Source organism: Desemzia sp. FAM 23990 (assembly GCF_045528485.1).
GTDB lineage: Bacteria > Bacillota > Bacilli > Lactobacillales > Carnobacteriaceae > Desemzia.
Map to the genome: position 1 here is coordinate 1 of NZ_JBGQQW010000006.1, position 19,086 is coordinate 19,086.

At 38.1% G+C, this 19,086-nt stretch carries 18 protein-coding genes; 10 read left to right on the plus strand and 8 right to left on the minus strand.

Features of this window, described 5'->3' with window-relative positions:
- Positions 1 to 228 precede the first annotated feature (228 nt).
- A complete protein-coding gene (locus tag ACEN4I_RS03415; protein ID WP_407102133.1) occupies positions 229 to 1,095 on the minus strand; it encodes an ROK family protein in 867 nt (288 codons plus the stop codon).
- 118 nt (positions 1,096 to 1,213) lie between these two features.
- Complete coding sequence (locus tag ACEN4I_RS03420; protein WP_407102134.1) at positions 1,214 to 1,804, minus strand: peptidylprolyl isomerase; 591 nt, start codon at positions 1,802 to 1,804, stop codon at positions 1,214 to 1,216.
- A 260-nt stretch (positions 1,805 to 2,064) separates the two neighbouring features.
- Here ACEN4I_RS03420 and ACEN4I_RS03425 point away from each other — a divergent pair, with 260 nt between their 5' ends.
- From ACEN4I_RS03425 to ACEN4I_RS03435, 3 genes are all read left to right on the plus strand, one after another.
- A complete protein-coding gene (locus tag ACEN4I_RS03425) occupies positions 2,065 to 2,556 on the plus strand; it encodes a divergent PAP2 family protein (protein ID WP_407096842.1) in 492 nt (163 codons plus the stop codon).
- A gap of 79 nt (positions 2,557 to 2,635) precedes the next feature.
- Entirely contained in the window at positions 2,636 to 3,631 is a 996-nt protein-coding gene (locus ACEN4I_RS03430; protein ID WP_407125880.1) for an NAD(P)/FAD-dependent oxidoreductase, read from the plus strand.
- A gap of 131 nt (positions 3,632 to 3,762) precedes the next feature.
- On the plus strand, positions 3,763 to 4,269 hold the full coding sequence (locus ACEN4I_RS03435) for a phosphatidylglycerophosphatase A (protein WP_407096843.1): 507 nt from the start codon (positions 3,763 to 3,765) through the stop codon (positions 4,267 to 4,269).
- A 125-nt stretch (positions 4,270 to 4,394) separates the two neighbouring features.
- On the opposite strand, the gene ACEN4I_RS03440 is transcribed toward ACEN4I_RS03435, so the two are convergent.
- The 5 genes from ACEN4I_RS03440 to ACEN4I_RS03460 all read right to left on the minus strand — a co-directional run bounded on the left by ACEN4I_RS03440 (position 4,395) and on the right by ACEN4I_RS03460 (position 9,187).
- Entirely contained in the window at positions 4,395 to 5,024 is a 630-nt protein-coding gene (locus ACEN4I_RS03440; RefSeq protein WP_407102135.1) for a TIGR01906 family membrane protein, read from the minus strand.
- Positions 5,024 to 5,788, minus strand: coding sequence for a TIGR01457 family HAD-type hydrolase (locus ACEN4I_RS03445; protein WP_407096845.1), 765 nt, complete (start codon positions 5,786 to 5,788; stop codon positions 5,024 to 5,026). The genes ACEN4I_RS03440 and ACEN4I_RS03445 overlap by 1 nt, the downstream gene beginning before the upstream one ends.
- A gap of 12 nt (positions 5,789 to 5,800) precedes the next feature.
- On the minus strand, positions 5,801 to 6,619 hold the full coding sequence (locus ACEN4I_RS03450) for a YutD family protein (protein WP_407102136.1): 819 nt from the start codon (positions 6,617 to 6,619) through the stop codon (positions 5,801 to 5,803).
- Between the two features lie 41 nt (positions 6,620 to 6,660).
- Entirely contained in the window at positions 6,661 to 8,040 is a 1,380-nt protein-coding gene (locus tag ACEN4I_RS03455) for a bifunctional metallophosphatase/5'-nucleotidase (RefSeq protein ID WP_407096847.1), read from the minus strand.
- Positions 8,041 to 8,443: 403 nt separating this feature from the next.
- The gene (locus ACEN4I_RS03460; RefSeq protein ID WP_407096848.1) at positions 8,444 to 9,187 is read right to left on the minus strand and encodes a hypothetical protein; all 744 of its coding nucleotides are present in this window, start codon (positions 9,185 to 9,187) and stop codon (positions 8,444 to 8,446) included.
- 357 nt (positions 9,188 to 9,544) lie between these two features.
- Between ACEN4I_RS03460 and ACEN4I_RS03465 the strand changes: the two genes are divergently transcribed.
- From ACEN4I_RS03465 to ACEN4I_RS03480, 4 genes are read left to right on the plus strand one after another with little or no spacing between them, the layout of a single operon-like run.
- On the plus strand, positions 9,545 to 10,282 hold the full coding sequence (locus ACEN4I_RS03465) for an amino acid ABC transporter ATP-binding protein (protein WP_407102206.1): 738 nt from the start codon (positions 9,545 to 9,547) through the stop codon (positions 10,280 to 10,282).
- A 15-nt stretch (positions 10,283 to 10,297) separates the two neighbouring features.
- Complete coding sequence (locus tag ACEN4I_RS03470; protein WP_407102139.1) at positions 10,298 to 11,119, plus strand: transporter substrate-binding domain-containing protein; 822 nt, start codon at positions 10,298 to 10,300, stop codon at positions 11,117 to 11,119.
- Positions 11,120 to 11,176: 57 nt separating this feature from the next.
- Positions 11,177 to 11,824, plus strand: a complete 648-nt coding sequence (locus ACEN4I_RS03475) for an amino acid ABC transporter permease (protein WP_407102140.1) — start codon at positions 11,177 to 11,179, stop codon at positions 11,822 to 11,824.
- Between the two features lie 12 nt (positions 11,825 to 11,836).
- Entirely contained in the window at positions 11,837 to 12,487 is a 651-nt protein-coding gene (locus ACEN4I_RS03480; RefSeq protein ID WP_407096851.1) for an amino acid ABC transporter permease, read from the plus strand.
- Positions 12,488 to 12,583: 96 nt separating this feature from the next.
- Here ACEN4I_RS03480 and ACEN4I_RS03485 read toward each other — a convergent pair whose 3' ends face one another.
- A complete protein-coding gene (locus ACEN4I_RS03485; RefSeq protein ID WP_407102141.1) occupies positions 12,584 to 14,428 on the minus strand; it encodes a flagellar assembly protein A in 1,845 nt (614 codons plus the stop codon).
- A gap of 347 nt (positions 14,429 to 14,775) precedes the next feature.
- Between ACEN4I_RS03485 and ACEN4I_RS03490 the strand changes: the two genes are divergently transcribed.
- From ACEN4I_RS03490 to ACEN4I_RS03500, 3 genes are read left to right on the plus strand one after another with little or no spacing between them, the layout of a single operon-like run.
- Positions 14,776 to 15,687, plus strand: a complete 912-nt coding sequence (locus ACEN4I_RS03490) for an AAA family ATPase (RefSeq protein ID WP_407096904.1) — start codon at positions 14,776 to 14,778, stop codon at positions 15,685 to 15,687.
- Positions 15,687 to 16,724 (plus strand): DUF58 domain-containing protein, encoded by a 1,038-nt coding sequence (locus tag ACEN4I_RS03495; protein ID WP_407127519.1) that lies wholly within the window; start codon positions 15,687 to 15,689, stop codon positions 16,722 to 16,724. The genes ACEN4I_RS03490 and ACEN4I_RS03495 overlap by 1 nt, the downstream gene beginning before the upstream one ends.
- Positions 16,725 to 18,971 carry a transglutaminase family protein gene (locus tag ACEN4I_RS03500; RefSeq protein ID WP_407102143.1) on the plus strand — a complete coding sequence of 749 codons (2,247 nt, stop codon included), beginning with the start codon at positions 16,725 to 16,727 and terminating at the stop codon, positions 18,969 to 18,971.
- Positions 18,972 to 19,086 lie beyond the last annotated feature (115 nt).

Below are 19,086 nucleotides of genomic sequence, written 5' to 3' on the forward strand. Positions count from 1 at the left end.
GCAGCCTTATCCACTCGACTCACCTCTTATATGGTTTCTGTTCGTCAGACCAGAGTTTTGCCTTGGGCTTCCTTCAGATTCCACCTCACGGTGGACACCCTTGCCGTCAGCTATATGCTTACCACTGTCAGGTCGCATTCGGGACTTGCACCCGTTAGAGTTCGCCCATGCTGGGCGAACGAAAAAAGGCCTCCGCTTTATTCAGTAGGCCCCCTTATTGTTATGAAATCAATTCATTTGTCCTGCTGCCAGCAGCAAGCTTCCTGTAATCCCTGCATTATCACCTAATCCAGGAGCAACAATGTATTCTTCCAAATCTGGAACTTGGACGTAACCATTCATCAATTCAGTAAACTTTTGACGAACTAATGGGTACAGCTGCTCTTGTTTCATGACCCCTCCGCCTAGCACGATACGTTCTGGAGAAAGAATTAACGTATAATTCATCAAAGCCTGTGCTAAATAATAAGCTTCCATCTCCCACACTTCTTCTTGATCTGCAAGCAAATGTCCCTTTTTACCAAATCTACCTTCAATGGCCGGTCCTGCAGCGATTCCTTCAAGACAATCTCCATGATATGGACAAGTCCCTTTATAATTCTCATCAGGATGTAAACGTACGGGAATATGCCCCATTTCAGGGTGACCATAACCTTCTAATAGTTCTCCGTTGATTACAGCTCCGCCGCCGATTCCCGTACCGACCGTTAGATAGATACAACTAGTTAGTCCTTTGGCTGCTCCCATTTTTATTTCTCCTAAAGCAGCAGCATTGACATCTGTTGTCCAGCCTATCGGTATAGGATATCTTTTTTTCACAACGCCTAGGAAATCGTAGTACTTCCAAGCAGTTTTTGGTGTAGATGTAATATAACCATATGTATCTGAATTACGGTTGACATCGATCGGTCCAAATGAACCGATACCGATAGCACTTACTTCGTATTGATCAAAAAAAGCAAATACTTTGGTCAGAGTTTCTTCAGGTGTTGTAGTCGGTATACTGACTCTATCTTTGATAGTAAATTCTGAGTCGCTCACTGCACAGACAAATTTAGTCCCGCCAGCTTCAATTGCTCCAAACATATTCTTCATCCTTTCAAAATCGAATTACCTCCTCATTATAACAAACTCTATCTAAAAAAAGAATTCGTTTTCATAATAAATCGGACAAAAAAAACTCCGCCTAGGTTATAGACGGAAGTTTTTCGGATTAAACAAATTCAATAGCTTCAATAACAACATCGTTTACAGGTTTGTCTTGGAATCCACGTTGAACCCCTTGGATATCATTCGCTACATCCATACCATCAATAACTTGACCAAAAACCGTATGACGTTGGTCTAACCAGGGTGTTCCACCGTTATTTTTGTATTCTTCAACAATTTCTGCTGGATAGCCGGCTGCTTCTAGTTGAGCCACCATATTTGCAGGTGTGCTTGATGCCGTTACGATGAAGAATTGACTTCCATTCGTATTTGGACCAGCATTTGCCATGGACAACGCTCCGTTGATGTTGAAAGCTTCAGTAGAAAATTCATCTTCAAATGAATCTCCCCATAAACTTTCTCCGCCCATACCGCTTCCAGTTGGGTCTCCACCTTGAATCATGAAATCAGGAATAACACGGTGGAAAACAATTCCGTTGTAATAGCCTTTTTCTGCTAAGCCTACAAAGTTTTCAACTGTTTTTGGAGCGATTTCCGGAAATAATTTAATCGTAATGTCTCCCATATTTGTACGAATAACGGCTTTCTTTTCGTTTTCTGCCACTTCTTTTGACAATTGAGTATATGTGCTCATTTTTCATCCTCCTATATTGCGCTACTAGCTGCATAAGTCTTTTCTTTCTTTACACAGTTTTCATGATAACGAATCTTTTTTATGATTGCCACTATTATTTTCCTTACATCCATCTTATTCTTCAAAACCGTCTGCAATATTCTATTAAGCATCTTTAGAGAACAGTGGAAAAACAAAACTTTTTTAAGCAGCTTTCGTATAGTTCATGGTATGATAAAAACAGCTTTATATTTTATTTTCTAAAGGAAGGAACAACCATCATGTTCTCAAATTATCCACTTATAGCAGCATTTACTGCTATTGTATTTGCACAAATTATTAAAATACCTGTGGCTTATCTGCTAAAGAGAAAAACCTCGCTAGCTTTAGCTACTTCTACAGGTGGAATGCCTAGTTCTCATTCAGCTGCTGTTTCCTCATTGATTACAGCTCTTGCTTTGGAACACGGTATCGACTCTCCTTTAGTTGCCATTGCTAGTACATTTGGAGTCATTGTTATGTTTGATTCTATGGGAGTTCGTAGACAAAGCGGTGAACAAGGTATCTTATTAAATGAACTGATTATTGAATTTACTCGTTTGCGTGAAAAAGTTTGGAACTTATCACAAGATGCAACGACTGAAAAGTTTAACAAAGAACAGAAAGAGCGTCACTTGAAAGAATATTTAGGGCATAAACCGATCGAAGTATTCTTTGGAATCTTAACAGGTATTGGTGTAGCGTATGTCACTCAAGCCCTGTTTAATCATTAATTGAATTGAACACCTGGAGTACCATACACTTTGTGTTATACTTATTCGGAAAGTACAGCAATGAATTGTTGGAGGGTTAATGTTGGAATCAATGAATGAAATATATGATATTACCATTATTGGCGGTGGGCCTGTGGGTATGTTTGCGGCTTTTTACGGTGGTATGAGAAATGCTAAAGTAAAAATTATCGATAGTCTGCCTCAACTCGGCGGTCAAGTTTCGATGTTGTATCCTGAAAAAGATATCTATGACATCCCAGTACTGCCGGTCATCACAGGTGAAGAACTGATCTCAAATTTGACTGTCCAAAACTCCCGCTTCGATCAAACCGTTTGTTTAGATGAAGAAGTGTTGGATGTCGTGAAAAATGATGACGAGATTTTTAAACTGACTACTAACAAGGGAAAACACTATTCTAAAGCCGTTATTATAGCTGCTGGGAACGGGGCTTTTCAACCTAGAAAACTAGAGATCGATGATGCAGAGAAATACGAGCGCAAAACACTACATTACTATGTCAACAACATCGAGCAATTTAAAGACCGAAATGTAGTCATTTGCGGTGGCGGAGATTCTGCGGTAGATTGGGCATTAACGCTTGAGCCGATTGCTAAAAAAGTTTATTTGGTCCATCGTCGAAATAAGTTCCGAGCTCTTGAGCACAGCATTTCTTTATTGGAGAAATCTAGTGTTGAGCTTCTTACGCCATTTGTACCGGTTGCACTTTCTGGAAATCATCACCAACTAGACGCTGTCACCCTCAAGGAAGTACGCAGCGATAACGAAAAAGAAATCGAAGTGGATGACTTTTTAGTCAATTATGGTTTCACCTCTTCTATCGGCCCGATGAAAAAGTGGGGGTTTGAAGTTTCCCGTAATGAAATTCCGGTAAATACAAAAATGGAAACGACCATTCCTGGTATTTACGCTATCGGTGATATTTGTACCTATGAGGGTAAAATCAAATTGATCGCTACTGGATTTGGCGAAGGTCCGACAGCCATCAATAACGCTATGAGTTATATCAATCCAGATGAACGCGTACAACCGATGCACAGCACAAGTTTGTTTTAATCGTTTATCTATTTATCTTGAAAGAGCTTTAGAAGCCGAAAACTTTTAAAGCTCTTTTTGCTTATCGTTTTATCATTTTCCTTTTTTATAGGTATAATAGGAATAGAGTTATTTCAAATGGAGGGATAAGTATGGTAAAAGATGAAAATTTAATGCACAAAACTGCGGTAGATTTGCTGCATGAACGTGGTGTCCGCGAAGAGGATATTGCTGAGCTTGTTCTATTTTTACAAAATAAATATATTGAAGATTTGAGTTTAGAGGAATGCTTGATACATGTTAAATCGGTATTGAAAAAGCGCGAAGTTCAAAATACGATTTTAACCGGTATCCAATTAGACATACTAGCAGAGAAAAAACAATTGATGCATCCACTTCAAGAGATCATCACAGATGATGAAGGGTTATTCGGTATTGATGAGATATTGGCGTTGTCCATTGTAAATGTATATGGATCGATTGGTTTCACCAACTATGGTTACATTGATAAAGTAAAACCAGGAATCTTAGAAAAACTGAATAGTCATGAAGGCAATGAGGTTCATACTTTCTTAGATGACATTGTTGGAGCCATAGCAGCTTCAGCAGCTAGTCGCTTAGCCCATGATAATCCCTCTAAATCTGAGATCACGAAATAAAATTCTGTTGCTTTACCAAGCGGAAGCTTCACTGCTCGTAACAATAGCAGTGAAGCTTTTTTACTTTAACCAAAAAGAACGAATCCAGGAGACATAAATTCTGGATTCGTTCTTTTTCAATTTTTTTATTTAAACGCCGTTTTCTTCGCATAAAAGTATACACTTGTAATCAACAGTTCTATCAGGACAAATGCCAAGATAAAACAGTGCATAAAAAAGGCTTCCGGCAGTGCCATAATGATGGGATCGGTAGAGGGATTAAAGATCCAGGCATCATTGTTAAAAAACAATTGATGGAACAGCACAAACAACTGGTCGAAATTTGCAGCAATCAAAAACAGAATGATCAGCGGTGCAACTATTCCCCACATAAATGGTCTCAGCAATACCCAATTTCTTTTACTGTGTTTCAAATAACGCAAATAGAAAAATGAAGCAATAGTTGTCACAATCAAAATACCATAATCCAGCAAAAACAATCGTTTTACTTCATAAAAATGAAAAAGCCCGCTTTCAGAACTTGGAAAATCAGGCATATTCAATTCATTTATCCATGGTTTATTCAAATAATCTAGCAACATACGGTAGTTCTCCATGATAATGTCTTTAGACAAACCAACCCGCTCAGGAATATTGAAGTAGTCGACATCAAATGAATACAGCGGTGTAAAATTGATTGTAACCATAATAGCAAAAGAGATAATCCATAAAAAAATAGTCGCGATCCCTAAAAAATCAAGTGGTCTGGTTTTCATCAAATATCCCACTCTCTTAAAGAGTTGAGAGTATATGTGGGTTGCACAGAGACATCAGCCAAATCTTCACGATTAGTAAAACCCGTTAGGACCAGCAATGTATCAATATCACTATTGATTCCAGCCAGAATATCTGTCTCATAGTTGTCTCCAACCATCAGCACATCTTGAGCAGGAAGATCCAATAGTTTCAATGCTTCTTCCATAATAATCGTTTCCGGTTTTCCAACAAAAGTCGGCTCAACTCTTGTGGCTGTTGTCAGTAATGCCGCTAATGAACCAGCCCCTGGAACAAGTCCCTTTTCTGTAGGCAGATTAGTGTCTTTATTTGTAACGATGTACTGAGCACCTTTCCGTATCGCTAAAGTTGCGATTTTGAATTTCTCATAAGTTGCTGTTTCATCCAACCCTAAGACAACGTAATCTGGGTCATTTAGGTCTTCCACAAATCCTTTGTTTCTCAATGCTTGTTTTAACCCTTCTTCGCCAATAACGAATACTTTGTTCCCATTGTCTAAAGATTTCAAATAATCAGCTGTTGCTAAAGAACTCGTGTAGACTTCGTTTGGAAATGCCTTAATCCCGAAATTCTCTTGCAAATTTTTTGCTGCGGATTCAGGTGTCTTCGTTGAATTATTCGTCAAAAATAAAAAAGGAATCTTTTTATCTCGTAATTGTTGAATAAACAACGGTGCTTCCGGTATTGGCTCTTTTCCTTTATACATTGTTCCATCTAAGTCAATCAAATAGCCTTTATAGTTCACATTACCCAACCTTTATGATTTATTTTTGGCTCTGTCTACATCATTCCGACGAATGTTAAATCTTCTTGAACCTTTTTCATCTTTGACTGTCTTAACCACTACAGTCTCTTTTTCCGGTTTAACCATTTTTTCTTTAGGCGTCACTTCTTTTTGCACGAAATTCTGCTTTTTGACGGGTCTATTTCCGCGTTTATTTCCAGTATTTCCAGAAGCAGCTTGGCTTGAGTTGGTGTGTTCAGTATAGTCTTGAGTATGAGTTGGTTTGCGATTAGTAATATTTTTTCTCTTCTGCTTTTTCCGACGATTCGGTTTAGTCGTATTGGAAGAATTCTTTTTCGTTTCTAATCGTTTCAACACAAAATAAGGAGCACCAAAGTTGCAATACTCATACAAATAATCTTCTAGTTGACTGATTTTTTTATCTTGGGGAACTTTGCGATTCTGATTGTCATAGAACCCTTTTAACCTTAATTGTTCAAATCCCCAATCTGCCACGATATAATCATATTTATCTAATATAGGACTGTAACGTTCACTCAAACGTCTCGCATCAAATGCCTCACGGTAATCTTTGACAATTTCATATTGATCGCCATTTATTGTGATCATGGATTGATCCACTCTTTGAACAATCAGATCTTTTTCTGGAATTACTGTTTCTTCAATACTTTTCCCTAATTGATCTGTGTTTACTATCGGCTCTTCTTTTTTATGAGAGATTTTTTTTGCAGAAGATTGTTTGTAAGATTGTTTTGGTTTTGAATTTTTCTTTTCTCTAGTATGCGAATTCTTTTGAGAGGTGGTATCTTTTTTTTCATTTGGATTTGCCATCTTAATTCACCTTCGTTTCTGTTTACTGTTCAAAAGTTATTTTATACGATCGGATAGATTTTTTTCAAGTACTGTCCAACAACATTGCGGATAAAAAGCGGAAAAATCAATTCATTTTTTCCTTGTAATTCAATCGTTGGAAAGAAAGGGATATACATAAAATGATCTACCGTCGCAAATGTATATCGCTCATTTAAGACAACTTCTTTTCCTTGCCACAACACTTCTCCTGTCAGAGGCTCCAAACTCAACCCGTTGTATAAAATTTCTCCAAAGTATTTTCCTCTGAAGCCCATGCCTTTAATAGGAAATTTTCTTAAATAGCCACGATTTTTTTCCATTTCCTGGACTACTCGAACCAGATCTGCACCACTCAGAGTGACTCTTAAAATACGCATTGGATGAGGCAGCATTTTATGCAATTCATCATTTGTGACGATTCCCTTATCTAAAGAAGTCATAAATAATCCGGCATTCAATACAGCAGCCTCTGTTTTAGCATAATACTTAACAGCCTCTAAGCTGATTTGTACCAATTCAGAATCTTGGTACCAGCTTACAGGTAATGACACTGGCAAGTCAGCAATCTGCTGTTGTTTCAACAGTTCATGACCCTTTATTTCATAGCTTTCAATCAATTCTTCTTCCTTACTGAGAGCTGGTACCTCTTCGATAGGAATGACCGTTGCTGTGGAATGTACAATGGTTGTATTGTCTAATTCTAACACAATATGCCCGATATATTCCCCATATCTTCCAGCTGCTCCTAACAAAGAATTCCTTACTTTTTCCCCCTTAGGAAGTACATGATGCGTATGTGCACCGAGAATAACATCAATCATCGGGTACATCTCCCCGATTTTCCGGTCGGCGCCTATTCCTAAATGAGACAGAAGGATTATCGAATCTGTCAGCGGTGCTAATATTTCCAGCATATCTGAAATGGCATCAAAAGGATCTTTAATAGTCCACCCTAGAGGTACATAGCTTGTAGGAAATTGGGCAGTCAAGCCAAACACTCCTAACCGATGTCCTTCTTTTGTCTTTAACAACTGAAAGGGGACAGTCCCTTCTGGAGTTTCACCAGTCTTAGTATCAAACATGTTTGAAATCACAGTTTTAAAATTTGCGGAATCATATAGGTGGTTCAATTGTTCCTTGGAGCTGCCTATTCCTTCATTATTTCCAATCGTGGCAGCATCGTAGTGAGCTTCATTCATTAAATGGACCATTGCAGTTCCATTTGTAGCCTCGATCAAGGGGTGTACCCGATCACAAGCATCACCTATATCAAATGAATAAAATGAATCTCCGTTGTTTTCCACTCGCTTTCGCTCATCACGTAAGAATTGAGATATACGAGGCCATTTGCTTAAATGCGAGTGAATATCGTTCGTATGATATAAATGAATCCGTTCCATAACATTCCCCTTCGTCCCATAAAGTGAATCTTCCACTAGTCTAAAGTTTCTTCTCATTTTGTTCATTGGTTGAGCTCAGTATTCTTTATCCTTTAACTCTAAGTTGATTGCCTGGCTGCCTACTAGCGTGAACTAAAAGCAGCACACTTACATTGTATCAATTATTACCACATTTTTCTTCCATTTCAGAAAAAGAATGTAGAAAAACTTTCTACAGAGTTCAGCTTTACAACAGTTTGATTCTAGAGATGTTTTTCATCCCATGAGTTATATAGTAAGCATTTCATTTTCTTACTAAACCAATATACAGAAAATAATCACTGTTTCAAACAAAAACAGCAGCACTGTGCCGTGTAAGCTCAGTACTGCTGTTCTACGTTCTCCTAATCACCGTCTTGTCTTTTTAAACGAGCAGCAACAGACACGTATACCCCACTACACCACACAAGAAACTGAGGATACTGCTTTTTTGTTCTTCCGGTAATTCCTCTTTCATAACATTCAATATAACACTCCCGGCTATAAAAGCTTGCAATACTGAGACACCAAAATGGTTGATTTCAATGAATATCCCCATAAACCAACCTAAAAGTGGAGCACCAGACAAGAGTATCCGACCATAGCGGTCATAAGCTTGCTGGTAATTTCGCCGCAGTCCCCAGTCATTAGTAACAAAATGAACGGATAAAGCCAGAAAGTAAAACAGCAAACTACTAGGATGTTTAAAATCCTCATTTATCAGCAAATATCCGATAACCGCATTATAAATAAAAAACACACTGATATGTAGCCAAAAGACACCAGCTTGGTTGCTTTTTAACGCATAGTGTGAATCACTCTGGACTTTATCTAATTTTACTTTTACCATTCGTTCTAAAGCATAAAACAAGACTAATCCAGACATCGCAATAATATAAATATGATTTTCAATATAACCTAAATAGCTGTTCTCTAGGTGCTGGGAAACAACTTCCTGATATTCATTCAGTTCAGGCAGCAAATGTATAAAAACATACGCCACTGCCACACCGGCTGACAACGACAAAAAACGACTGCGCGGTGTTTTACCAGCAAACTTCATATATTTAGAAAAATAATGAATTAAAGAAAAGCCAAATGCACAAAAGAATGTCAGAATAAAGTACATAGCTTTCTTCCTTTCTGTATTAAAATCATGTAAAAAAACTCCTTCTACTTAGCTTAAAAACTTTTAGAGTCAAAAGCAAAAATTATCTCTTAGAAGGAGAATGGAATAAAAAAATAGCAACCGCTGTCTTTCCTTTACACCTTGAATTAAAGCCTTTTCAAGTTCATCACATCTAGAATAGGCATGCTTGAAAATACCAAGTGATTATAGTAGAATGATAAAATGGTAAAGTAACTAAAAGTATTTTAATAATCGTATAGCACGAATACATAGTAGGAAGCACGCAAAGCTTATCGACCGCCTTTGTGTACTTCCTCATTCTTATGTATATAGAGCTACTCAACCAACTAAGGAGGAATTTTAATGATTGAGTTTAAAGATGTCAATAAATACTACGGTGAATTTCATGCGTTAAAAAACATCAATCTGTCTTTTAAAAAAGGAGAGGTCGCTGTTGTTATCGGACCATCTGGTTCCGGAAAAAGCACGATGCTTCGTTGCATCAATGGACTGGAAGATATCAACGAAGGCCAATTATTGGTCAATGATGTTGATCTGCATGCTAAAGAAACGAACATCAACAATATACGCAAACATGTTGGGATGGTTTTCCAACACTTCAATTTATATCCACATATGACTGTCTTGGAGAATGTCACACTAGCTCCCATCAAAGTCCTCAAGCAAGATCCAAAAGAAGCCAAAAAAACAGCTGAAAAATTATTGGATAAAGTAAATCTGTTGGACAAAAAAGATTCGTACCCTACTCAATTATCTGGTGGACAAAAACAACGTATTGCGATTGCCCGCGGATTGGCTATGAACCCCGAAGTATTGCTGTTCGATGAACCAACTAGTGCACTTGATCCTGAAACGATCGATGATGTGCTGGACGTTATGAAAAAACTAGCCAAAGAAGGAATGACGATGATCGTGGTCACTCATGAAATGGGATTTGCTCGTGAAGTTGGCGACAGAGTTATTTTCATGGCAGACGGAGAAGTAATTGAAGATAAAAACGCTCAAGAATTTTATGAAAATCCTCAAGATCCTAGAGCCCAACAATTCTTAGGCAAGATTATCCACCACGTTTAATTTGGAGGTGTAAGAATGAAACAATCAAAAAAACAAAGTCTGCTTTTTCTATTGCTGCTTCCCCTAATGTTCCTTGCGGCTTGTACTTCTAGTACGGTAGCCACTCAAGATATCACAGAACGTTTAGCAGAAAGCAATACTCCTACTATCAATTGGGGAGTAAAAGCGGACACTAATTTATTTGGTCTTTACAATATCGCAAAAGGCGAAATTGAAGGCTTCGATATTGATATCGCTAAAGCATTAACGGAAGAAATCACTGGTGATGCCGAAAATGCTGAATTTATCGAAGTCACTTCTAAAACAAGAATCCCGTTAATTAAAAACGGAAATATTGATGCCATCATAGCTACTATGACGATTTCAGAAGAAAGACTGAAACAAGTTAACTTTTCAGATGTTTACTTTGCAGCGGGGCAATCTTTATTAGTACCTAACGACAGTTCGATCCAAAGTGTAACAGACTTGAATGCTGATACAACTGTTTTAGCGGTAAAAGGTTCTACATCCGCACAAAATATACGCGAACATGCACCAGAAGCAAATATTTTGGAACTAGAAAACTACTCTGAAGCCTTTACTGCTTTGCAATCTGGTCAAGGAGACGCTATGACAACCGATAACGCCATTCTATTAGGAATCATCGCCGACAATCCTGGTTACCGCTTAGCAGGTGCTCCTTTTACGGATGAACCTTACGGAATTGCCATCAATCATGGACAAGAAAACTTTTTAGGTCAAGTCAATGAAGCCTTAGATACCATCATTGAAAATGGCACGTACGCTGAAATCTTCAGCAAATGGTTCCCTGAAGAGGAAGTCCCTGACCTTAATTAGATCAAGATTCTTTTTCCAAAAGAACTACACTGAAACGAAAGAAATGAGGTGCATGAAATGATTGAAATCTTAACCACTTATGGTGATTTATTAGTAGAAGGTTTTATCAATACATTGATTGCTAGTTTGATTGCTTTAGTCATCAGTTTAATTATTGGTACCCTGCTCGGTATCTTCCAAGTATCTACCAATAGACTGTTATCCGGATTAGCTAATTTTTATGTTCAATTATTTTTAAACATACCATTATTGATTATCGTATTGTTCTTCTACGTTGTATTCCCTATGTTTTTTGTAGGCGTAAACGGATTTACAGCAGGGATCATTGGTTTAACGATCTACACATCAGCATTTATTGCTGAAACCGTGCGTGCCGGTATCTTGGGAGTTCCAAAAGGTCAAATGGAAGCTGGATTATCCACAGGCTTGACTTACGGCGAAACAATGCGCTACATTATTTTACCACAAGCCATTAAAATCGTGATTCCGCCACTAGGTAATCAATTTATCAACTTAGTGAAGAATTCTTCGGTGTTAGCTATGGTGGCTGGTTTAGATTTAATGTATTACGGAGATTTGATCGCAAGTGAAACCTTTAATACATTTGATACGTATATTATCGTTGCCCTATTTTATCTGATTATTACTTTACCATTAACTTATACTATGCAGTATGTGGAACGCCGCTTAGCTGCAAACGATTAGGAGGAGATTCACTTGGATTTTACTGGAGCTTATTCCTGGGTGAACATCCGCTTTTTATTGGATGGACTCCTAGTTACACTTGAAGTAGCTGCTGTTTCAATTATTTTGAGCTTTATCATCGGAGCTGTTCTTGGCTTATTGCGCTACATGAAAATTCCTGCTCTTTCATTAATTGTTGGAGCTGTCGTTGACATTATCCGTAATCTGCCATTGTTGTTGATTATTTTCTTTACTTACTTCGCACTACCGCAAGTCGGTGTTCGATTAAGTATTTTCTGGTCAGCAGTCGCTGCCATGACTATTTTTGAATCTGCGATGCTTTCAGAAATCATTCGTGGAGGGTTAACTTCCATTTCTTCTGGTCAAATGGAAGCCGGTCGATCAACTGGTTTAACGTATTTCCAAACGATTTGGTACATCATTATTCCGCAAGCATTGCGAGCAATGGTGCCGCCAATCGTCAGTCAATTTGTTGCATTAGTCAAAGATACGTCTTTAGCGACGATCATTACTTTACCTGAACTAACACATAATGCACGAATCGTCTACGGACAAAATACGACTTACGTTATCCCCATGTTTATCGCTATGGGATTCCTTTACTGGGTAGTGTGTTATACACTATCTAAACTATCCAAACGCTTAGAACAAAGTGCTGGATAAACGAATTAAGTAAGAAAAAGGCCTTTATCATCAATAGTTGATGATAAAGGCCTTTTTCTTTACTCTTTTTAAGTATAATTATTTCGCTGTATCCAGTCATTTGAATACAATTTGTCCCTCAGTATTCAAAAGGGCCGTAATATTCTGCTGCTGTTGATTTAAAACCAATCTAGCTGGCCCAACTTTCAATTCTGTGCCTTCATGAGCAAGATCAATTCGAATCATTTTATCTTCCGGCACTGCTACACTAGCCCTGACTCCGCCAGTTGAGCCGGCTTCTTTAATCTCCACACCCTCTTTAGCAAATACACTACTGCCGCGTAACAATCCGCTGATCATCACTTTTCCTTGAGCTTCGATCGTCGTATTTAAACTTCCATGCCCCATAATATGGACATCCCCATTACACCTTAATGTACTATTGAGCGTACTGGCTACAGTGATACTGGAATCTTCTTCAAAATCCAAGACATTCTTTTCTTGGATTTCTTGGATAGCGCTCAAGACACCTTGTAATTGATAAACAGTAGTTTCTAGATAAGAGTGTGTAAAAAAGATTTCTTGGAGTTCTTTTGCAAGAACCTTCCATTCTACAGATAAAAATTCCTTGTTCTGACCGGCACTGATAATGTAATCTTTGACAATGGATTTAAATTCAGCGAACCGTTTTTTCAATAAAAAATCTAGTATAGAACGAATGCTTTGCTTCTGTTCACTGATCAAGTAATTAGGAGAATGTGTGATTTGTTCAATAACTGCTACCAGCGTTTCCAATTGCTCTGCTATCATTTCCATAGATTTACCGAGTTTTACCAATACCGTATTCTTTTCACCGGCAGACAAAACCGAATTGGAAATATTGCCGCTGCAAGTAATAGAATGAGTAGCCGTAATAACTGAACTGTTGACAGAAGCGTGTAAAATAATATCGTTTCCCGCCTCAACTGTCATGTTTTCTTCCACTTCTCCTACTACTTCCACATCTCCATAGAACCGAATATTGCCTGTAGCAATATTAACATTCTCTTGCTGTAAAAATTTAGGGATTACGGAAGCTTTGACAACATGATTTTTTTGCTGAATGTAAGGACGACCAACTTTAGTGGCTGTAATGCTGTTTTCTTCTAATTTCACTCCTTTTTCAGCATGAAAATGAATGTTCATGACTGGAGGCGGTTGGATTTCTTTATTCTTCACACTTCTTCCAGATTTTCCTGGCGTTGACAGGTGAATAACAGCTAAAATATCTCCAGGTTCGATAGTAGGAATCTGACGAGTTTCTCGGAAATCGATATTCCCCTTTTCATCTGCGGTCAAGACGCGTTTAATAGTCGACTCAACTTGCATCTCTAAAAATCCATCGCTTCCTTCTTGTGCTGGAATTCCTTTAGCCACCTCTATCACTGCATGCTGTTTAGATTGAGCTGCAAGTTTGATGTTCTCTTCATTTAGACCATAAGTAATATCTGCTTTTCTCAATTGATTGTTTATTTCTTCTACACTCAATGGCTCATTGATTACTCTCTGTTCCTGAATGGTTAATACTGCTTGATGAGTAGGAGAAAAGTTATTCAGATTTCGAATCAACCGATATCCAGGCTCAACTTCAATAAAAGCAGTCAACTGTTCTCCATCCGTTATGACCATGCATTTAGGAGGTACAAGTATCTCTTTTGTTTCAATCGATATTTGGTCACTTTCAGTCACTTCAACAATAGACTCTGCTATGACCTCTCCATTTTTAACAATGATCACTTCTTCAGCATTTTCATGAAGTGTAATCGTCGGGATAGCCTGAGGCCCATCTTTTACAAATATCCTCCCATTGACGGACCAGACTTTTCCTTTCAACACATTGTTTTTTCGATTAAGGTATTGCTGATGAAAATGATTTTTTTCGCTATTATCTGGTGTTGCTCCTTTTTCTGTAGTATTGTTCACCCTATTCTACCTCCATTCTCCATGTGTAAATCCGCTTACATTTATTAATGCATACACCGTTCGAACCCCTTTTTATTATTATATCCTTAATCAGCTTAAACACAAGATTGCATTTGAAATAAAGAGCAGCTTTCATTCAAAGTAGGGTTACTTAACACCACTCTTCCTTCTTTTAACACTTATCTTGTTATTACATATGCAATTTTGTCTTCATTAAATGAGAAGTATAGTTGTATTTAGGCTATATTCTGGTTAAAATAATAAAAAATGTACGTTTTAAAACTGGAGGGATTTTATTGGCTTTATCAGAACAGCACCAGCAGTCGATTTGCCATCTGCATCAGTTAATGAATACTGTAAATCAAATCGTTATTGGAAAAGAAGACGTTACCAAATTGACCCTTACAGCTATGTTAGCTGGTGGTCACGTTCTATTTGAAGATATTCCAGGGGTAGGAAAAACATTGCTTGTAAAGACGATCGCTAAAACGTTGAATGCTCCTTTTTCCCGAATTCAATTTACACCAGACCTCGTTCCCAGCGATATTATTGGTTTTTCGATTCCTTTGACCGAAAAAGCCCAGTTTGAATTTCGGAAAGGACCGATTTTTTCTTCTTTGATTTTAGCAGATGAGATCAACCGGACTTCTCCACGTACGCAAGCAGCTATGCTGGAAGCTATGTCTGAAGGTCAAGTAACGATGGATGGCAAGACGTATAATTTGCCAGAACCATTCTTTGTCTTAGCTACTCAAAATCCTATCGAACACGAAGGAACTTATCCTTTGCCTGAAGCACAGTTAGACCGCTTTTTGATGCAGCTTTCTTTAGGTTATCCCACAGTAGAACAAGAAGTGCGAATGTTATCCAATCCTGATCAAACTGAATCCTTATCACGGATTCAGCCTTTATTGAGTTTAGCTGAATTCCAAGAGCTGAAACAACTCGTTCCAACGATTTATGTTCAACCTGATTTGCTTACTTATATCGTTAAACTAGGTGAAAATACTCGTACCAATCAAAAGGTTCGTCTAGGTGTCAGTCCGAGAGGGAACCAATATTGCTTGGCTGCAGCTAGAGCATATGCTTTATTGGATATGCGAGATTATATTACTCCTGACGATATACTAGCCATTCTTCCAGCTGTTTATCAGCATCGCTTGTTGTTCAAAGACTATCTCTCCCCTAAACAAAAAGCGGATGCTATTCTTTCTTTGATTCAACAAGTACCAGTTCCTGTCAAACGAGGTCGAACATAATGAATCCCAGCAGCTTCTTTCTCGTCCTGAAAAAAGTTTTGTGGAGTTTATTGTATATTGCACTCTTTCTTTACACGCTTACCTTTCCTACTCCTGTTTCTTGGGCTGTTTTTTATTTCTTCACTTTCATTCTGCTGGGTTCTTTTTTGAGCACCTTAATTCTATGGGGAAAAGCTGATTTTGATGCTTCAGAAAATCCGCGACATGAACTGAATAGCCAATTGAAGTTGAGAACGAAAGGCTTTCTACCGGTCCTGATTCCCTATTTGACGATAGCTGTTGGCGTGAAAGAAACCACACTCACAACTGTAGTGCCAAGTTTGTTTAAATATCAGGTAACAGTTTCCTTTTCTGATATTCGTTTCCCTAGAGGGCACCACAAAAAACTCTGGGCGCATACTTCAGGAAAAGACCTCTTGGGATTTTTTACTCACCGTGAAAAAAAGCAGATTCCAGTAGAGTTAGAGATTTATCCTCCTGTGATCTCATCCGCTCTTCTATATGGAACGATAAAGAAACTAGATGCGAAATTGGATTTGAAGTCATTTTCGGCACAAGATGCAGCAAATTTTCGGCAATTGCGAGAACATCAGCAGCAAGATGCTTTAAAAGATATTGATTGGAAAACCAGTTTCAAGAAGCAGACATTGATGGTAAAAGACTATGACAAAGAAATCAATACCCCTTTAAAATTGTTTTTTTTAGGGTATCAATCAGCTCAGTTTGAAGAGCTGATTAGTTTGACATACAGTCTTTATTTAGAACTAAATCGTTTTCAAACTGTACAACTTTTCATCATCGGTGAATTTGATGAAGATTTGCTTCTTCAAGAAGGAGTCAAAAACTTTTTGTCGGTTCAACCCACACTGCAATTAGAGGCCTTACTGTCGATTTGGGATAATCAAATACCAAAAAATGGCAAGAAAGTTATTATAGCTCCTGCTGAAGTTGTCTCTTTTATTAAAAAAACTCATCTAAAAACAAGTTTCTTTTTAAGTGAAGAAACGCTGACAATTTTAGACGTAGGAGGGAATTAATTGAGCCTCACAAAAGAATATTTGCTGACTCTTTTCAAAAAAATGTGCTTAGCTGCTGTGAATACGGCTTTATTTATTCCTATCCTGCAGCTTTTTATCCAACTAAATGATTTTTCTTTCTCAAGACCGCTTTTGATGTATGTCATCTTTTTACAACTGATTCTGGTCTTCTTACCTAAATGGTACCTCTGGCTGCCTGTCCAACTCGCTTCCAGTCTTTACCTTATTTATCTCTATTTTCCTTTCCAACGATCCTTTGACCGATCCTGGTTCCAACTCTTTTTGTCTGAATTTCTACGGCCTATTTTCCAAATGGTCTCTGGAGAAATCACTATTTTACCCAATCTATTAAGCCTGCTATTGATCATGAGTCTGCTTTCAGTGACCAGCTATGCTTTATTGAAGCGATTCAATCCTTACCTGTCCTTTTTTACGGGTCTAGGCTATTTGTTGATACTGCAGGTATTTACGACTACTGACTTATTTGATATTGTCATTTCAACCTTGTTGTTTGGCTTCCTTTTGATAGGGATTGCACGTATCACTGTAACCGGCAGTTGGAGAAATACTTTTTTATCTTTACTCTTGCTCTCAGGTGGAGGACTTTTATTCACTAGAGTATCGTTATGGGGGGTGGATCATCTAACAAAGCAGCAAGAATGGACAGTTTCCCAAGCAGATGTCTATCACGAAACTTTAGAAGCGCATGATTTCTACAAATGGATCGACCGCTACAGCCCTGGCGGCGTTTCTTCCAGAAGCGGTTTTAGTGAAAATGACGCCAACTTAGGCGGTCCACTGACTCAACGATACAACACAGTTTTTACTGCTCATACTTCTGAGCCTCACTATTGGCTGATTGAATCGAAAGAAGTCTATACTGGCAAAGGTTGGGAAACTCCATATCAGAACTACTCTCCTGTTGATTTGTCAATTTATGAATCATTTGATGCAGAAAACAGCCCCACTGATATGCGAGAAATCGATATTGAATTGAGCGAGTCATTTTCCTATATCCCCTATACGCATGATACTATTTTCTTAGATTTCGCGGAGTACAATGGTGAGATTGAATTGTTGCTGGAAAGGCCTACCCAGCAATACATTTTAGAAGATCCAGAAAATATTGTAGATGCTTATACCTTGATTCTGACCCCTTCAAGAGAATTTAATCCTGATTTAACAGAAGCAACTTTTGTTAACGAAAATTTAGGTGACAATTTTTACAATACGTATACTCAATTACCAGTTGATTTACCAGAACGAGTGAGCGAACTGGCTCATTCTATTACAGTAAATGCTGCCACTCCGTATGAGCAGATTCGTGCTATAGAGCAGTATTTAAAAGAAGATGGCGGATTTCGTTACAGCACATCAGAAGCGGCTTATATTCCAAAAGGTCGTGACTATGTAGATCATTTCCTTTTTGACTCAAAAGTTGGATACTGCGATAATTATTCGACGGCAATGGTCGTATTGTGCCGGGCTTTGGGCATTCCAACTCGCTGGGCAAAAGGTTTTAATAGTGGTGAAAAAATAACTTCTGAAGAAGAAACTTACTATGAAGTGACCAATGCCAATGCTCATTCTTGGCCGGAAGTTTACTTTGCAGATTATGGCTGGGTCCCATTTGAACCGACCCCTCCTTTTGATCAGCCGCTAACAGATGAAACAGCTTTAGAAGAGGATTTGGAGGACACACTCGTTCCTGAAGAACAAGAGCAAGAAGAAGCTGTAGAAGCTGTAGAATCCAACGAAGAAAGTACTGAATCCTCTCAAGATACAGTATCCGAATCAATTTCTCCTGATGAAGAGAATGCTGAGGTTACAGAAAAAGAAAGTTGGTTCAGTAAGAATACTGGAAAAATTGTTGCTTTGGTAGTATTCATTGCTGTCAGTTTGACTGGGGTTTTTAGACGTTGGACTATCTCTATTTGGCTGGTAAAAAAAGTCCTTTCGACTGATCTATTGTCCTATCCACAACAGTTGATGGTAGTGGATAAATTGTTTCAGTTGAAAAAGAAACCTCGCTTCAACCAAACGATTCGGCAATATTATGAACAATGGATGCAAATGATCCCTGAAAAAGCTGGCATTGTCTTAATCTTTATTCAGATGATGGAAGAAGCAACTTATGCACTATCTGAAGACACGAAAGCTGCTTCTCCCCAACAAAAAGCCTATCTACTTGATATGGTTTCTATTTTAGAGAGTTCCCAACAACTCTCAATAGACAAATTTGAATAAATAACATTATTTTTAATAGACACCATGTAAGAAAAACAATCTGCATGTTCTAGTTGCATTAAAGCCCCTATCGGTATCTTACCGATAGGGGCTTTAATGCAGTTTGTAGATAAAT

What these genes read in the sequence shown, in the direction of transcription:
- ACEN4I_RS03425 (WP_407096842.1), top strand. Translation starts at nt 2,065, where the DNA reads ATGTTCTCAAATTATCCACTTATAGCAGCATTTACTGCTATTGTATTT.
- ACEN4I_RS03430 (WP_407125880.1), top strand. Translation starts at nt 2,636, where the DNA reads ATGTTGGAATCAATGAATGAAATATATGATATTACCATTATTGGCGGT.
- ACEN4I_RS03490 (WP_407096904.1), top strand. Translation starts at nt 14,776, where the DNA reads ATGAATACTGTAAATCAAATCGTTATTGGAAAAGAAGACGTTACCAAA.
- ACEN4I_RS03475 (WP_407102140.1), top strand. Translation starts at nt 11,177, where the DNA reads ATGATTGAAATCTTAACCACTTATGGTGATTTATTAGTAGAAGGTTTT.
- ACEN4I_RS03495 (WP_407127519.1), top strand. Translation starts at nt 15,687, where the DNA reads ATGAATCCCAGCAGCTTCTTTCTCGTCCTGAAAAAAGTTTTGTGGAGT.
- ACEN4I_RS03470 (WP_407102139.1), top strand. Translation starts at nt 10,298, where the DNA reads ATGAAACAATCAAAAAAACAAAGTCTGCTTTTTCTATTGCTGCTTCCC.
- ACEN4I_RS03420 (WP_407102134.1), bottom strand. Translation starts at nt 1,804, where the DNA reads ATGAGCACATATACTCAATTGTCAAAAGAAGTGGCAGAAAACGAAAAG.
- ACEN4I_RS03435 (WP_407096843.1), top strand. Translation starts at nt 3,763, where the DNA reads ATGGTAAAAGATGAAAATTTAATGCACAAAACTGCGGTAGATTTGCTG.
- ACEN4I_RS03450 (WP_407102136.1), bottom strand. Translation starts at nt 6,619, where the DNA reads ATGGCAAATCCAAATGAAAAAAAAGATACCACCTCTCAAAAGAATTCG.
- ACEN4I_RS03455 (WP_407096847.1), bottom strand. Translation starts at nt 8,040, where the DNA reads ATGGAACGGATTCATTTATATCATACGAACGATATTCACTCGCATTTA.
- ACEN4I_RS03460 (WP_407096848.1), bottom strand. Translation starts at nt 9,187, where the DNA reads ATGTACTTTATTCTGACATTCTTTTGTGCATTTGGCTTTTCTTTAATT.
- ACEN4I_RS03415 (WP_407102133.1), bottom strand. Translation starts at nt 1,095, where the DNA reads ATGAAGAATATGTTTGGAGCAATTGAAGCTGGCGGGACTAAATTTGTC.
- ACEN4I_RS03440 (WP_407102135.1), bottom strand. Translation starts at nt 5,024, where the DNA reads ATGAAAACCAGACCACTTGATTTTTTAGGGATCGCGACTATTTTTTTA.